The organism is Nocardia arthritidis (assembly GCF_011801145.1).
In the GTDB taxonomy this organism is placed as follows: domain Bacteria; phylum Actinomycetota; class Actinomycetes; order Mycobacteriales; family Mycobacteriaceae; genus Nocardia; species Nocardia arthritidis_A.
The window spans coordinates 7,976,036-7,991,525 of the sequence record NZ_CP046172.1 but is presented as its reverse complement, the minus strand read 5'-3'; the positions used below and the strand labels follow the sequence as shown (position 1 = coordinate 7,991,525).

11 protein-coding genes are annotated in these 15,490 nt (G+C 67.6%); 5 read left to right on the top strand and 6 right to left on the bottom strand.

The genetic code is table 11. The features are described from left to right. Positions 1 to 44: 44 nt before the first annotated feature. The 4 genes from lanL (at position 45) to F5544_RS36010 (ending at position 4,883) form a co-directional block, all read left to right on the top strand. Positions 45 to 2,705, top strand: a complete 2,661-nt coding sequence (gene lanL, locus F5544_RS36025) for a class IV lanthionine synthetase LanL (protein ID WP_167477304.1) — start codon at positions 45 to 47, stop codon at positions 2,703 to 2,705. Continuing rightward, the gene (locus F5544_RS36020; protein WP_167477303.1) at positions 2,705 to 4,432 is read left to right on the top strand and encodes an alpha/beta hydrolase family protein; all 1,728 of its coding nucleotides are present in this window, start codon (positions 2,705 to 2,707) and stop codon (positions 4,430 to 4,432) included. The genes lanL and F5544_RS36020 overlap by 1 nt, the downstream gene beginning before the upstream one ends. A 5-nt stretch (positions 4,433 to 4,437) precedes the next feature. Beyond that, on the top strand, positions 4,438 to 4,605 hold the full coding sequence (locus tag F5544_RS36015) for a hypothetical protein (protein ID WP_167477302.1): 168 nt from the start codon (positions 4,438 to 4,440) through the stop codon (positions 4,603 to 4,605). 101 nt (positions 4,606 to 4,706) lie between these two features. Continuing rightward, positions 4,707 to 4,883 carry a hypothetical protein gene (locus F5544_RS36010; RefSeq protein ID WP_167477301.1) on the top strand — a complete coding sequence of 59 codons (177 nt, stop codon included), beginning with the start codon at positions 4,707 to 4,709 and terminating at the stop codon, positions 4,881 to 4,883. Positions 4,884 to 4,935: 52 nt separating this feature from the next. Here the strand turns inward: F5544_RS36010 and F5544_RS36005 are convergent, their stop codons facing one another. From F5544_RS36005 to F5544_RS35980, 6 genes are all read right to left on the bottom strand, one after another. Then, on the bottom strand, positions 4,936 to 6,435 hold the full coding sequence (locus tag F5544_RS36005) for a hypothetical protein (RefSeq protein ID WP_167477300.1): 1,500 nt from the start codon (positions 6,433 to 6,435) through the stop codon (positions 4,936 to 4,938). Positions 6,436 to 6,734: 299 nt separating this feature from the next. Beyond that, positions 6,735 to 7,688 carry a DNA polymerase domain-containing protein gene (locus F5544_RS36000; protein ID WP_167477299.1) on the bottom strand — a complete coding sequence of 318 codons (954 nt, stop codon included), beginning with the start codon at positions 7,686 to 7,688 and terminating at the stop codon, positions 6,735 to 6,737. Positions 7,689 to 8,130: 442 nt separating this feature from the next. Beyond that, positions 8,131 to 9,756, bottom strand: a complete 1,626-nt coding sequence (locus F5544_RS35995) for a DHA2 family efflux MFS transporter permease subunit (RefSeq protein WP_167477298.1) — start codon at positions 9,754 to 9,756, stop codon at positions 8,131 to 8,133. Then, positions 9,753 to 10,340 (bottom strand): PadR family transcriptional regulator, encoded by a 588-nt coding sequence (locus tag F5544_RS35990; RefSeq protein WP_167477297.1) that lies wholly within the window; start codon positions 10,338 to 10,340, stop codon positions 9,753 to 9,755. The genes F5544_RS35995 and F5544_RS35990 overlap by 4 nt, the downstream gene beginning before the upstream one ends. Before the next feature lie 114 nt (positions 10,341 to 10,454). Then, positions 10,455 to 12,572, bottom strand: coding sequence for a serine/threonine-protein kinase (locus F5544_RS47680; RefSeq protein WP_167477296.1), 2,118 nt, complete (start codon positions 12,570 to 12,572; stop codon positions 10,455 to 10,457). Between the two features lie 104 nt (positions 12,573 to 12,676). Next, complete coding sequence (locus F5544_RS35980; protein WP_167477295.1) at positions 12,677 to 14,305, bottom strand: purple acid phosphatase family protein; 1,629 nt, start codon at positions 14,303 to 14,305, stop codon at positions 12,677 to 12,679. A 117-nt stretch (positions 14,306 to 14,422) separates the two neighbouring features. Between F5544_RS35980 and F5544_RS35975 the strand changes: the two genes are divergently transcribed. Next, complete coding sequence (locus tag F5544_RS35975; protein ID WP_167477294.1) at positions 14,423 to 15,469, top strand: amidohydrolase family protein; 1,047 nt, start codon at positions 14,423 to 14,425, stop codon at positions 15,467 to 15,469. Positions 15,470 to 15,490 lie beyond the last annotated feature (21 nt).

Here is a 15,490-nt window from a genome sequence, read left to right as displayed (position 1 = left end):
GCGTCAAATCGTCGCCTGCACAGGCCGTTTCGAGGGGTATCGCGATGGGGGAAGGTGCACGGGGCACGGCCGATGCCTCGCCGCTGGTCCGGATGGCACGCGAGCGCCTGGCCGCGGCCTGGCTCGAGGGGTGGAGCGTTCGGGTCGACGAAATCTGGTGTCTGCTGCGGCCGCCGGGATATGTGCAGCGCGAGCAGGGTTGGAAACTGCATCTGTCGTGCACCCCGGCTTCGGCGGCCGAGGTGCTCGACCGGGCGTTGGACGTGCTGCTGCGGGCGGGCTGCCAGTTCAAATTCGCCAGCACGCCGGAGCGGGTGCGCGAGCTGACCGGCGGACGCTACACCCGAGGCGGCGCAGGGAAATTCATCACCGTCTACCCGGACGACGATGACCGGTTCCGCTGTCTGGCTCGCGAATTGCACGAGGCCACAGCGGGTTTGGCCGGTCCATCGATACTGTCCGACCGGCCGTACCGGCCCGGCAGCCTGGTGCACTACCGCTTCGGCGCCTTCCGCGGACGTCAGACGCTGACCAACGACGGCGAATACCGGTACGTCATCGTCGCGCCCGGCGGCGAACTGGTCGAGGATCGGCGCGATGCCTGGTTCGAGCCGCCGCAATGGGCCGAATCGCCTTTCCCGGAACAGATTTCGTCGGATATCGCGGCAGATGGCGTATTGCTGGCCAATCGGTTCGTCGTCCGGGAGGCGGTGCGGCACGCCAACAAGGGCGGGGTTTTCCATGCGATGGACCGATTCACCGCCGAGCAGGTGATCGTCAAACAGGCCAGGGCGCATGTCGGCGGTGACGCGGACGCGTGTGCCGCGCTGCGCAACGAGGCCGAACTGCTCGACCGGCTCGGCCGCGCCGGCATCACCCCGCGTCGTGTCGCGCTGTTCGAGCAGGACGGCGATCTGTTCCTGGTGCAGGAGCGGGTGGACGGTCCGACGCTTCGATCGTGGTGTGCCGAACAGGCCATCGGGGACGAACCCGGTGTGCCGTGGCCGCGGTTGGTCGATGCGGCGCGGCGGCTGGTGACGTTGATCGAGACGGTGCATCGGCACGGACTGGTGATCCGCGACCTGTCGCCGACGAATCTGCTTGTTCGCCACGATGATTCGCTGACACTGATCGACCTGGAGTTCGCCGCCGCGGACGGCGCCGCCGCGATCGCGGTCGGCACACCGGGTTACGGCGCCCCGGAACAACTGCGCGGTGAAACCGTCGACGCCGCATCGGACTGCTACGCACTCGGCGCACTGCTCTTCCTGCTCACCACCGGGACCGATCCGCTGCTCGCGCCGGACGAACTGCCGGGGCGGGCCACCGCGGCGAGGTTGGCGGACTGGCTCGCCGCGATGGCGGAGACCAGCGAAAACGTCTGCCGCCTTTGGCCTTTGCTGCGCGGACTGCTCGCCGACGAACCGGCGGATCGGTGGACGCTGCCGCGGGCCCGCCGATTCCTCGACGCGGTATCCGGCGTGCCCGTCGCGGTGTCGGCGCTTTCGGTCGATGTCCGGCCGGATCCCGACACCGCCGCGCTGCTGGACGGCGGCATCGCGCATCTGCTCGCGACGATGACCCCGGAGGATCGGGAAAGACTTTGGCCCGCAACCCCGTACGGAAAACGCAGCGACGCCTGCAACGTGCAGCACGGTGCGGCCGGTGTGCTCGCGGTGCTGACGACGCTGGCCCGGGACCGCGGCGACGAGCGCCTGGCCGACGCGGTGGACGTCGGCGCGCAGTGGCTGGGGGAGCGGCTGGACGAGGACCGCGCGGCGGGCCGGAAGATGTTGCCCGGACTGTATTTCGGGCGCGCGGGCACGGCCTGGGCGCTGTACGAGGCGGCGGGATTGCTCGACGATCCCGGCTTGGCCGCGCGCGCACTCGAACTGCTCGACGAGCTGCCGGTGGACTGGCCCAATCCGGACATCACGCACGGCATGGCAGGTGCCGGGTTGGCCGCACTGCGGCTGTGGCGGGCCAGCGGTGAGACCGGAATGCGCAGGCGCGCATATGAAACCGCCGAACTGCTGGCGGCGCGGGCCGAGCGGGCCGACGGCATGATCCTGTGGCCGGTACCGACCTCCTTCGACTCGCGGCTGGCCGGAGTGAACGATTACGGATTCGCGCACGGCGCGGCCGGAGTCGGCGCCTTCCTGCTCGCTGCGGGCGAACTGCTGCGCGAACCGAAGTGGGTGAAGATGGCCGATGAGGTCGGCCGCATGCTCAGCGCGGTCGCGGTGCCCGACGACCGGGGCGTGCGCTGGCGGTCCGGCCCGGCGGATACGGTTTTCCTGCGCGAATTCTGGTGTAGCGGCGGATCGGGCATCGGCACCTTCCTCGTCCGATTGGCCAGGGCGCGTGGCGATTCCGACTATCTTGCGCTGGCCGAACGCGCGGCCGTCGCGGTGTGGCATCGGCGCTGGCTGGCCGGCCCATCGGTGTGCCACGGTCTGGCGGGCAACGGGGAATTCCTGCTCGATCTGGCCTCGGCGGGTGCGGCGGAAAACCGAAGCCGAGCCGAGGATTTGGCCACCGCCCTCGCGGCGCGGGCCGCGCTGCGCGACGGCAGGCTGGTCGCCACCGATGACACCATGCTCGGGTTCGGCGCGGAATACGGTGCGGGCGTGGCCGGTTGGGTCGCCTTCCTGCACCGGCTCCGGCATGGCGGCGCGCGGCCGTGGATGGTCGAGGCGGCCTGATGGCCGCGCCGCCCGGTGGCTCGGTCCCGGTGCGTTTCGAATTCCGGCTCGCACCCGCCGCGACCCACGCGACTTGTCTTGCCGGAGAAGGTGTTCCGGGCCTTGACCTGCGAACATGGCGGCGAGTGGGCCGGGATTGGCTGCCCGGTCCGGCGCTCGGCGCGGTTGATCATCCGCAGCTGCTCGTCATGGACGACGGCCGAATTCTGGTCTACGACAGTCGTGCCGCCGATCCCGCGCTGTGGTTGTACGAACCGGATGGCGCGCGCATCCGGTTGACCGATTCGATTCCCAACGGCCTGCGCATCTTTCGCGCACCGCGCCCGGACCGGATCGGGCTCGCACTGGTTCCCGACGGTGCGCACACCGAGATACGGCGAATCGAGCTCACCCCACCGGGTTTGACCGAGCGGCTCGCCCGAGTGCCGGGCGTGCTGGCCACCGGCCTGCCGCTGGAATCCTCGGGAATGGTGCTCGCCATGGAACAGAGCGCGGTGGCCAACGGGGCGACCCGGGTGCTCGCCGTCGACCTGCGGGACGGATCATGGACCACGCTGCTCGATGTCCACGACCGCAGCCACGACGGCGTGCTGCTCACCGATCCCGCAACGGGTTTGGCGATTTTCGGCACCGACGCGTCCGGGGCGCGCAAACTCGGCTGGGCCGTCGTCGGCCGTGGTGGACTCCGATTCCCGGCCGCGCTCAATCCGGGCGGCGAGCCCTATCGTCCGCTGGCGGTCGCGCCGGACGGCCGAAAACTGTTGCTGGAACGGCAGATCGGGGTGCGGTCCGCACTGTCGGTCTATCGCCTCGACGACGATTCGAGCACCGAGCTGCCGGTGCCGCCGGGCCGCGCGCTGCCCCCGGTGCGCTGGACCGAGGACGCGCTCACCACGGTGTGGTCCACCCCGGACGCGCCCGCCCGGCTCATCACCGTTGCCCCGCCGGACGATCCGGAGTTCCGGTTACCCGAGTCCGGCGGTGAAAGTCCGGTGCGGGTGGAGAGTTTCGCCGGTCCAGCGGGTCCCATCGAGGCGATCGTCCACGGCGCCGCGGACTGGCGCCGGGCCGAGCGGATCGTGCTGGCCGTCCACGGCGGGCCGCTGTCGGCGTGGCGGTTGCAGCACACCCCGCTGCTGCACCGGCTCGCCGGGGCAGGTCTGGTGGTGGTCGCGCCGAATCAGCGTGGCAGTACCGGTTACGGTGACCGCCACACTCGGGCCATCCAGGGCGCTTGGGGCGGGCCGGATCTCGCCGACATCCTGCATATCGCCCGCGAATTACACGCCGCCCGTTCGGCATCCGGGCTGCCGCGGCTGCGGCTGTACGGCGAGAGCTACGGCGCGTTTCTGGCGCTGCTGGCCGTCGCAGACGAACCGAATCTGTGGGACCGTTGCGCGGTCCTCGCCCCGTTCCTGTCCGCGCGCAGGCTGTACGACGATGCGACGCCTGGCATCCGGGATCTGATCGATCGGTTGGACGGCCGCTCGGCACCGGCCGATGTCCTGCCGCGCTGCCACCGGATCGATGCGGAGCTGTTCATCGCGCACGGGGCCAGGGACGCCATGGTGCCGGTCGGGCAGTCCCGGTTGCTGGTTGACCGGCTGCGGTCCCTCGGCAAACCCGTTCGATATCTCGAATTACCCACCGGGACACATGAACTCACTACCGACCCGCACGGCGTCGTCGCCGATGCGGTGACCGGATTTCTCGCTGGAGGGAGGTGAATTACATGGATCTCGAATCGAAGGGCCGAGAGCTGACAACCGATGTCGCGCTGCTGCAGCGGCTTCCGGAGACCAGCCCGACGAACGATGCCGCCGCGATACCGGGAGCGCCCGATGTCACCGGCACCGTGACGGAAGAGGGCACCCAATGCACCCGCTGCGTCCGCAGTTGACTCCTGTCACGAAACGACCACCGGCACAGATGAATTCGTCCTGAACCGGACGACTCGGCGAATCGGGTCGTCGACGTGCACGATGGAAGGAGGTGAAATCGATGAGTCTCGACTTCGAGAACTTGCGGCTCAGCGTGGATGTCGCGCTGTTGCAGCGGCTTCCGGAGACCAGCCCGGCCCCGGAGGGCGCCGCGATGCTGGGCGCTCCGGAGTTCTACTGCTCCTGGGATGAGGGCACCTGCTGCTGCACTCACCCGACGCTGCACACCAACGGCTGAGTGGTGACCGTCCCGGCCGGACCGCGGCCGACCGGGACGGGCGCACAAGGGTTTACCGCTGTTTGTTCGCGCGGGCGCGGCGGCGTTCGGCCTGGAGTTCGGCGAGTTCCTGCTCCAGGATGTCGGCGACGCGGAACTGGCCCGTGTCGTAGATGTTGGTGGTCGGCCGGACCGAAAGGTCCGGTTCCGGATCCAGCACGGAATCCTTGCCGTTGCGCACCGTCGATGGCGCGCTGCGGGTTTCGGTCTCCAGTGCGGGCCGCTTCACCGTGGCGGGCGGCGCGGGCGGTTCCGGCTCGAGCGGTGTGGTGGCACGCGGCGCCGACTTCCCGACGATCGTGCTCGCCGTGCCGTTCTTCTCGCTGCCGTTGTGCTCGGCGAGCAGTGCCGCGGTGGTCGGCGTTTCGGCGAGCAGTGCCGCGGTGGTCGGCGTGGCCGTGGTCGGCGTCGCGGGCTTGGCCTTACCGTTCGCCGCGGTGACGGACTTCTTGCCGTTGCCGTTCAACGCGGGCTTCTCGACGGCCGTGGGGAGGCTCTTCTCGGCTACCATCGGCGCCTTGGGCGCGCGCCCGTTGGGCTTGGCGGGCTGCTCCTCGTCGAGCGCCGCCTCGACGGCCTCCAACTCGATCTCGACGGTCTGCGGCGCATCATCGTCCGCGTCGCCCTCGGCCGCGACCTCGAGCGCATCGGGTTCGGATTCGGCGGCCACCGATGCCGCCGCGAGCGCCGGGCGGCTCAGCCGGTACGCCACCGCGGGTAGTGTGCGCCGGATCTGTTCGGCCGGATCGGGCAGTTCCCGTACCTGATCGGTGGCCCTGGCGATGGCGAACCCGTAGCGCGAACTCGCCGCGTCGTGGATGAGCAGCGCGACGCCGATCATGACCGGTGCGACGGCGTGTACCGCCGCGTCGAACCAGGCGCCGCTGCGTATGTACGGGTAGGTATTGAGGGTGACAGTGAGTGCCAGCAGCGCGACCTCGGCCGTGACGACCTGCCTGCGACTGTCCAGAACCCCCCACTCGGCCACCTTGTTGGTGCCGATCATGATGATGATCAGGCAGACGCTGATCATCGCCTCGAGCAGATAGCTGAACCAGTAGAGCGGATCGCTCGGGCCGCCCGGTGCGATGTTGTGCTGCACGTTGACCGCCGACCACAGCATGCCCGCCGCGACGACAGCGGCCAAAGCGCGTAGCGACCAGGATCGATGCCGATACAGAGATGCGAGTTTGGCATGCGGGCTCGATTCTCGCCGCTGTGCGGCGATCGCCTTTCGAGCCATCAATAGGTCACGCATGTCGGCCTTTTCGATCGCTTCCGTGGTGTGCCTGGCCCGGTCGGCTGCGGCCGCCGCGGCCTGCGTCTGTTTCCAGCGCTGGTCGCGGTCCTGATCGCGAATGCGTTCGGCGAGTTCGCGTTCCGCGCGCAGCTCGTCTTCGGAGAGCGCCTCGGTCAGCGCAGGATCGAATTGGTAGGCCAGACGTCCTCGGGCCCGTTCGACCCGTTTCGCCAGCTGGGTGACCTCGTCCTCGAGGGGGTGCTCGATCGTCACATCGCCTCCCGGCGGGGGAGATCGGATGACAGACAAGTGATCACACGTGGGAACGGCACATGCGATTTATAGTCGATGCGCGTTGTCAGCGAAACTGTCGATTTGCCGTCACCCCCCGAAATCGCGGCGTGGCGCGCGCGACACACCAGTAGCTATCTGGCGCATCGGCGACATTCGGTCACCTTCCCGCGATCATGTAAGGGGCCGTGACAGCGGGCGTTTCGCGCTGGTTGGCACCGTGGGCCAAATGGTGAAAATCGTGGGAAATAGTACAGATTGGCTCATTTGGGCGAAACCGGCTATGTGGTCTTGCGCGCCCGGGCGCGTCGCTTGCCCTCGTGCATCGCCTGTACCCGGGCCACCGGGATCGTGTGCCCCTCCGCGATGAGATCCTCCGGCAGCGCCTGCGGTTCGGGTAGCTGTTCCTGCCACGGATCGCGCTCGCCGAGCGCCCGCGGCGCCGAGTGGATGGTGAATTCGGTCGGATGGATATTCCCGAGATCCGCCCAGCCGATCGGGTAGGAGACCGGCGTGCCCGGCCGGACCCGCGGGCTGTAGGCGGCGACGATAGTGGCGCCCCACGCTCGGGTCGAATCCAGGAAAACCTTGCCCGCCCGGTCTTCTCGGATGAACGCGGTGGTGGCCAGCGCGGGATCGATGCGTTCGGCGCGGGCCGCGACGGCGCGGGTCGCGGCCGCGACATCGTCGAGCGGGATACCGGGCCGCAGCGGGACGAAGATGTGCACCCCTTTGGCCCCACTGGTTTTCACGCCGCCGGCCAGTCCGTCGGCCCGAAGTGCCTCGCGCACCAGCTCGGCGGCGAGCACGGCTTGGCGAAACGGTTGTCCCGGTGCGGGATCCAGGTCGAGGATCAGATGTGTCTGTCCCAGAGCGGAATCCGTGGTCTGCAGCGTCGGGTGGTATTCGACGGCGCGCTGGTTGCCGAACCAGAGCAGGGTGCGCACGTCATTGCAAAGGGCATATGACACTTCGCGTTTGGAGGTCTCGGCCCACACCGTCACCCGCTCGACCCAGTCGGGGGTGTATTTGGGCAGGTTCTTCTGCATGAAGGGTTCCTGCCCCGGCCGGATTCGGACCACCGACAGCGGCCGGTCGCGCAACTGCCGCACGAGCCGATCGCCCACTGCCTCCAGGTAATTGATCAGATCGCGTTTGGTCGCGTCGGCCCCGTCGAACAGCGGCTTGTCGAGATTGGTCAGCTCGACCCCGGCTCTGACCTCGCTCCCACTCATCGCCCCACCATGCCCCGCGGTTGGTCGGGGGTCAACCATGATCGAAACGGGTCATTCCAACGATTCTGGTCAGTGGGCTGTCGTAATGTGATCGTTACCTCCTTTCGCGGGGCGGTGGACTCTGGTCCAGACACCGCGCCCAGAGAGGAGGTGGTGGGGTATGGCGAAACATCGCCGGAAAAAGTGCAAGGCCCCGGTCGATTACGGCATCGTCTTAGCAGTTGCTGCCGTGATCGCCGGGGCGCTCACTGTAGTGGTCCGCCGAGTGCGGACTAACTAACCCACCGGTGGGGACCGTCTTGGCCGGGCGGTCTCCACCCTCGGCATCACTTGCGTGACACGAACATGATATCAAGCGACCAAGGCATCAAGCAGGTAAGTCGCCATGATGGCTGGTCAACGGCTCATTCGACCGAGATCGGGCACCGATGTTCGACCTTGATCATGCGGTCCGCACCGACTCCCGCTCGGGTTCGCTGGGCGCCGGGGTGCGCTCCCTGGTGAGCAGCGCGCATCCTGCGGCGGCCAGCAGCGCGACGATCGGCAGGCACAGCGCGATGTGCATCGAGCTGACGAAACCATCGCCGAACACCTGCCGTGCCACTACCGAAATCTGTTGTGCCAGTTCCGGTGTCGCATCGGGTGGCAGGCGTACCGCGGTGCCCGTCTGTAGTGCGGCGTAATCGATTCCGTTGGCGGCCGCGCCATGGATACCGTTGACGAAGTCCGCCCGCGCCTCGGGCGGCAGCGTCGACACGGTCGATTCCCGCACTCCCATAAGGTTGTTCGTCAGCTCGTACTGGAGCAGCACGCCGAATCCGGCGGTGCCGAGCACCGAGCCGAGCTGGCGCGTCGCATTCATGACACCGGCCGCCGCACCCGCCATGACCGGCGGAACATCGTGCATCGCAACGGCTGCCAGCGGCGCGAAGACGCAGCCGAGCCCCGCGCCCATCACCACCAGGCCCGGCACCAGCGCCCAGACACTGCTGTCCACCCGCGAGGTGAGCGCGAAAATCACCAAACCCACTGCGAACAAGGCCAATCCGGCCGCGGCGATCCGGCGGCCGCTGAACCGATCGCTCAACCGTCCCATGATCGGCCCGACCACCGCGGAGACCACCGAGAGCGGCGCGCTGATCATTCCGGCGGCCAGCGCCGAGTAGCCGAGCACCGATTGCGCGTAGAGCTGGAAGCCGATGGCCATGCTCATCAGCCCGATCGAGAGGCCGATCGCCGACACGCTCATCAGCGCGAAATTTCGGTTGCGCAGCAAGGGAATCGGCACCATGGGCGTACGATCGCCCGGCCTCGACTGACTGAGCGCGAAGCCGGCGAACACCACGGCCCCGAGCACGAGCAACAGCGGAATGCTCACGAACGACCACACCGTGCCCCAGTGGTAGCGCTGACCCTCCTGCACCGCGAAGGCGAGCAGCGCGAGCGCGACGGTGATCAGCACCGCGCCCCGCACATCGAAGCGCCCGGCGCGCGGCGGCCGTGCGGTCACCGGAATTATCAACGGGGCCAACGCCAGGACGAGCAGGCCGAGCGGCACGTTGATGGTGAAGATCCAGCGCCAGTCCGCCGCGTTCACCAGGAACCCGCCGAGCGGCGGCCCGGCGACGGTCGCCACCCCGGCCACCGCGCCCCATACGCCGAGCGCGGTACCGCGGCGGTCGGGCGGGAAGATCGCGACGATGATCGACATGGTTTGCGGCATCAGCAATGCCGCACCGAGACCCTGCACGGCGCGCGCGGCGATCAGCTCGCCCGCGTTCTGCGACAGCGCGCAGCACACCGATGCCACCGTGAACACGGCGACGCCCGCCAGATACACATTGCGTTTGCCGAGCAGGTCGCCGAGGCGGCCCGCGGTGATCAGCAGCACCGCGAGCACCAGCACGTACGCATTGCTCACCCAGAGCACCTCGCTGTAGCTGAGGCCAAGGGAGGCAATGATATTCGGCATCGCAACGCCGACGACGGTGGTGTCCAGGAGGGTCATGAAGAAGCCGAGGCACAGGGTGATCAGCACCGCCCACGGATTGCCACGCAAACGGTTCACCGGTTCGACTTCCAATCGTCCTGCGGGAGCGACCATTCCATTGCGCCGGAGCGGATTTCGTCGATCAGCGCATTGGTGAGCTCCAGATCCGCGCGCAGGTGCGCCTGCTTGTGCCGCCACTCGACCACGCTCAGCGCGGGCAGGCCGCGTTTCAGCAGTCCCTCGTAAGCCACTGTGCAGGAAGCTAATTCGGCTTCCAACAGAACGCAGCGCAGCTCCAGCCTGCCCAGCGCGTGTTCCTTGGGCAGCAGCGACATGAAGGCGAGCGCCACGGCGTAACTCGGGTATTCCGGGGCCGGCTTCGCCAGGAGTTCCCGCACCCGTTCCTGCGCGACCTCCCGTCCGGCGTCGGTGATCGCGTATACGGTGCGCTCCGGCCGCTTGCCCTCCCTGGTCGTCTCGACCAGCTCGATCAATCCGGCCTTCGTGAGTACGTCGAAGGTGTGGTAGAGCGCGCCGCGGGTCACCTTGATCAGTACATCGATGCCGTGATCCCCCATGCGCTGCCGCATTTCGTATGGATGTTGCGGCTGCTCGCACAGCAGTCGTAGGACCGCGAGCCCGAGCGAGTTCACGCTCTGCATCCCAGCTCCAATCAGTTTGAGTCAGATCAGTACAACGCAGATTAGTCTGACACAGACTATCCCGTTAGGGCTATAGCGCTGAGCATGCGAAATCGCCGGAGGTGTGCGAACGGATCAGCTGAAGTGTTGCCCGAACCAGCCGGACAACTCGGCTTCGGTCTTCGGAGCGGTCCCGGGATCCTTGGCCAGCGCCGTACAGAACCTGGCGGCGAACAGCTGCCGGTCATCGAAGGCGAAAAGGCAGGTCCGGGAGCCGATCCGGGGGTCGTCGTTCGGATAGCAGAAGAAGTGGCCCACCGGGCGGTCGCCTCTGCGCCACCCGTCGTCCGTCGCCCCGGCGCAAGTGTGACCGCCGAACTGAGCCCGATCGTTCTGGTACACCTGGCTCGCCGAGCGCTGGTCCGGGAAGCCGTAGAAGTTCGCGCCGGGGAAATCGGCGGGGGTCGCGCATACCACCATCGCGTTCACCAGATTGGCGGCCGGATCGGCGTGCAGGCAGTTCATCGTGGTGAAATCCGGTGTGAGCCGGGCGAACAGCACGTCATCGGCGGCGCTGAATCGGTCCGGATCCGGCACATTGTCGATCGGGACGAACTGCCACCCGTTGTTGGCGGCGATGTAGTCGCGATTGATCAGTTCGCCTGGGCCGGCCCACTGATATTCCGCGACGGCAAGCGCGGATTCGTTCGTCAGGATCATGGCCGGTCGCGGTGCCGCCGGATCGCTTGTCCGAATTCCGTAGCAGGCTTTCCGGCCGACGGTCTGTCCGTTCGCGAGCGACGGGCCATCAGGTCCCGGCGGATCGTTGGGGCAGTTCATCGTGTGGAACAGTTCGCGGAACTGTTGGAAGTAGGCCTGTAGTTGGTCGAGGCCGCGGAAACGGTGGAACTGGGCCTCCGGCATACCTGCTCGGGGGTTCGCCGCGCAGAAGAGAATCGAAATGGACCACGAATCCGGCTGTGCATGTGAGCAATTCGTGCGTTTGTAACCGATGGGTCCGATCGCGAGGAGCAGATCGATGTCGGGGCCGCGCAGTGCCGAACCGTCGGCCGCGGCGATACCCGTGACGGGACGATCGGTGACCAGCCAGACGCCGAGATCGGTTGCCACGGCGAGGATCAGCGCGATGAGCAGGGCGAGCAGTCCGAGTCCGCGGCGTGGCTTGCGGGGTGCTTCCGTCGGGTCCGGCAGCTGATCGGATCCCGTTACGCCATTGGAGATTTCGTCATCGGTGTGTTCGTCCGCGTCATCCGCCGGATGTGCGGCGAGCAATCGTTCCAGCAAGTGATCGTCGAACAGCGCCCCGCCGAACTCTGCGGGGGCCGGATCGGACTCCACCGTTTCCGCGCCGTGCGGTGAAATATCAACCGGCACTTCGGCTTCCGTTCGCGCCGAACTAGTTTTCGCCAGCGCGGCCCGTGCGGCGGCGGCCAGCGCGCCCGCCGTGCGGTAGCGTTGCCGAGGCAGCTTGGCCAGGCCGCGTGTGATGACGGTGTCGAAATCCGGCGACCCGGCCGCGAGCAGCTGACTGGGTCGTGGCGCCGGGTCGAACATATGCGCCCGTACCAGCTGCGCCTCGCTGTCGGCGGGATAAGCCTGTGTCCCGGTGAGACATTCGTAGAGCACACAGGCCAGTGCGTAGACATCCACCGCGGCCGTCACCGCGCCGGGTGCGAACCGCTCCGGTGCCATGTAGTGGTAGGAACCGATCGCCGAACCGCTCTTGGTGAGCGCCGTCCGGCCGGTCGAATGCGCGATGCCGAAATCGGCGAGATAGGCGAAATCCTCCGGCGTGACGAGGATATTGTCCGGTTTGACATCGCGGTGCACCAGCCCGTCGGTGTGCGCGGCATCCAGCGCCGACGCGACCTGGGCGACGAGTGCGACCGCCCGCGCGGGCGGCAGCGGCCCCTCCCGCAACAGCGTTCGCAGGCTGGTGCCGTCGACCAGGCGCATATCCAGGTAGAGGCGTCCGTCGATCTCGCCGTAGTCGTGGATCGGGATGACATGCGGCTCGCTCAGCCGGGCGGCGGCATGTGCTTCGCGACGGAACCGCTCCCGGTAAACCGGATCGTCGGCCAGCCGGTCGGGCAGCACCTTGAGCGCGACGGTCCGGTCCTTCACGGTGTCGTACGCCTCGAACACCTCGCCCATGCCGCCGCGCCCGATCAGCCGGTCCAGCCGATAAGGTCCGAACTGCGACCCGACTGCCAGCGGGTGCCGGTCGGTCATCTCGTCCTCCGTGGACCCCGATACGAGTGCGCTGGCGTCAACTGTATTGCGCCCTATGTTCGTTCGCCATGAAATGGCAGTGGGCGCGGGCGGAGGGTGATCGTTCAGCTATCCGAACGCGGTCGGGTCAGCGTGAACTGGTCCACGACCTTCAGCTCACTGGTCGGCCCGGTGAGCGCGTAATAGGTACCGGTGATCTTGGTCTGGCCGCCCGGCCGCCCGGGGTCGACGTCGAAAGAGCAGAAGCCGTACGGGTGTTCGGCGTCCTTGAAGGCCGACCACGGCGCGTCCTCCAGCACGTATACGGGCGTCTTCTTGCCGGTGGCCGGGTCGGCCGGCCCGGCGGCGGTGATGACGCGGCACTTGTTGCCGGGGAAGAACAGTTGGTTCGACGGCGCCGAGGTGCCGCCGCCCCCGATCACCAGGTGCACGGTGCCCTTCGTGGTATCGATGACGTCGGTGCGGGTGTCGGCGGGCTTCGGGGTGAGAGTTTCGGTGCCGAGCGTGCCGCGCACCGGATGCGAACGCTCGTAATGGTGTTCGTGACCGCACAGCACCAGATCCACCTGGTACTTGTCGAACAGCGGCAGCCAGTCCTCGCGAATGGCGCGATCGGCGCCGTTGAATTTGTCGGCCGAGGAGATCGCGGTCTGATGCATGAAGACCACGATCCAGTCGATGCCGCGGTCGCCCCGCGCCTTCGCCAATTCTGCTTCCAGCCAACGCTTTTGGGCACCGCCGGAGTAGCCGCGGACGTAGCTGTTGCCCGCGTCCTGGTAGCAGATATCGTCATTGGCCACCGCGATCACCCGCACACCGCCCACGGTGAACGCGTACCACAGCCCCTTCGACAGCTGCTCGCTGCCGGAATCCGGTACCGCGAAATAGGTTTGGAAGGCCCCGTACCCGATATCGCCGTTGCCGAGCTCGTTTTCGTGATTGCCCGGTGCGGGCATCCACGGCCGGTAGCGCGCCGAGCGACTGTTGTTGGCCCACCAGTCATCCCAGGTGCGCACCCGGTCGGTGGCGAGGTTGGCGTAGCACAGGTCGCCGTTGACGAGGTTGAAAAGCGGTGCGACGCGTTCGATTCCGGCGGTGACGTCGCCGGCGAACGGTGAGCCGAGATTATCGTTGACATATTTGCCGCCGTCGAGTTTGCCGACGGTGGGCGTGCCCTGATCGCCGAAGCTGGTGAAGCGGAAGGCGGCCCGGCCCGCGGGCGCGGTGCGGATGGTGCCGAGTTCCGGCGGCGCGCCGTCGTGCCCGGCCGCGTACACGTACTCGGTATCCGGCGTGAGCCCGGTGATCCGCGCGTGGTGCACTTGAATCTCGGTGCTGGACTTGGCATCACGGTAGGTTCGGGTCTGCGCGTCGACCACATTGCCGAATCCGCCGGTCGCGGTGCCGTAGCGGACAACCGGTTTGGCGACCGACGCGTTCGTGTGCCACGAGACGACGACTTCACGGGCCGCGTCGGCCCCGAACTGCAGGTGCAGTCCGGATACCCGCGGCGCGGCCAGTTTGTCGGGCGCGCCGAGTAGTTCGGCCGAACGCGGCCACAGCGGCGCGTCGTTGCCGCCGGACCGAAGCCCCGCCGTCGCCCCCGCGCCGACCGCGAGTCCGGCGACCGCGGCGCCCGCGGACGCGCCGAACAACCACCGCCTGCTGATCCCGCCCTGGGGCGCCGTGGCCCCGGTAGTCTCGCCTCCGGTGGTCTCCTCGTTTTCACTCATGACCCTTGACATACACCGGTGAGTCCACATCCGGGCGAATGCGAGGTGAATCATTCACGTGTCGCCATGTATTTCGTAGTGTCTGTATGACAGATCGTCCGGCGAAATGGAGTGAGTATGACCACGCTGACCAATGTCCGCATCTTCGACGGCCATCGACTATCCGAGCCGACGACCCTGACGATCGACGGCTCCGCGATCTCCGCTGAGCCGGGGGCGGATGTGATCGATGCGGGCGGTGTGGCGCTGCTGCCCGGCTTCATCGACGCACACGTGCATCTCGACCGGCCCGAAACCCTCGACGTCTTCGCATCTTTCGGCGTGACGACGGTGCTCGATATGGGCGGTTCGCCGGATGTACTCGACCGGCTGCGACAGGTTCCGGATACCGCGCGGGTCCGCGGCGCGGGTATGCCGGTGTACGGTCCGGGTGGTAGGCACGCGGACTTCATCGGTCCAGAGGGCATTATCCGGGACCTGGGAGAGGCTGAATCCATTGTCTCGGAACGTATTTCGCACCGGCCCGATTATTTGAAGCTGATACTGGAAGCGCCGGGCGAAGGCGGCCCCGACGAGGCGACCGCGAAGGCGGTCGTCGCGGCGGCGCACGCGGGCGGGCTCCGGGTGATCGCGCATGCGGCGACGGTGGGCGCGTACATCATGGCGTTGAATGCCGGTGCGGACGTCATCACGCACGTTCCGTACGGAGATCTGCTGCCGGAGGCAGAGATCGCGCGAATGGCCGCGCAGGGCACGATCTGCGTGCCGACCATGACCATGATGGAGTTGATCGGGACCGCCGTCGCCGGTCCTGCCGCCCTGGACACCGCTCTGGCGAATGTCTCCGCGCTGCACGGCGCCGGTGTGCCGATCCTGGCGGGCACGGATGCGAATAATGCCGGGCTAGGGTTCAGCCCGAAGTTCGGTGAAGGTCTGCACTACGAACTGGAATTGCTGGTGCGGGCGGGGTTGACGCCGGTCGAGGCGTTGCGCGCCGCGACCGAACTGCCCGCCCGCCACTTCGGTCTGGACGACCGCGGCGCGGTGACCCCGGGGCTGCGCGCCGATCTGGTGCTCATCGATGGCGATCCGACCGCCGACATTTCGGCCACCCGCTCGATCGTCGGCATCTGGTGCGGCGGGTTGCGGAACGAACCGGCCTGAGCCGCAGGTGATCGCGAAAAC

Bases quoted from the DNA above. Each gene is read 5' to 3' on its own strand.
- F5544_RS36015 (WP_167477302.1), top strand. From the start codon at position 4,438: ATGGATCTCGAATCGAAGGGCCGAGAGCTGACAACCGATGTCGCGCTG.
- F5544_RS36000 (WP_167477299.1), bottom strand. From the start codon at position 7,688: ATGAGTGGGAGCGAGGTCAGAGCCGGGGTCGAGCTGACCAATCTCGAC.
- F5544_RS47680 (WP_167477296.1), bottom strand. From the start codon at position 12,572: ATGACCGACCGGCACCCGCTGGCAGTCGGGTCGCAGTTCGGACCTTAT.
- F5544_RS35980 (WP_167477295.1), bottom strand. From the start codon at position 14,305: ATGAGTGAAAACGAGGAGACCACCGGAGGCGAGACTACCGGGGCCACG.
- F5544_RS35975 (WP_167477294.1), top strand. From the start codon at position 14,423: ATGACCACGCTGACCAATGTCCGCATCTTCGACGGCCATCGACTATCC.
- F5544_RS36020 (WP_167477303.1), top strand. From the start codon at position 2,705: ATGGCCGCGCCGCCCGGTGGCTCGGTCCCGGTGCGTTTCGAATTCCGG.
- lanL (WP_167477304.1), top strand. From the start codon at position 45: ATGGGGGAAGGTGCACGGGGCACGGCCGATGCCTCGCCGCTGGTCCGG.
- F5544_RS35990 (WP_167477297.1), bottom strand. From the start codon at position 10,340: ATGCAGAGCGTGAACTCGCTCGGGCTCGCGGTCCTACGACTGCTGTGC.
- F5544_RS36010 (WP_167477301.1), top strand. From the start codon at position 4,707: ATGAGTCTCGACTTCGAGAACTTGCGGCTCAGCGTGGATGTCGCGCTG.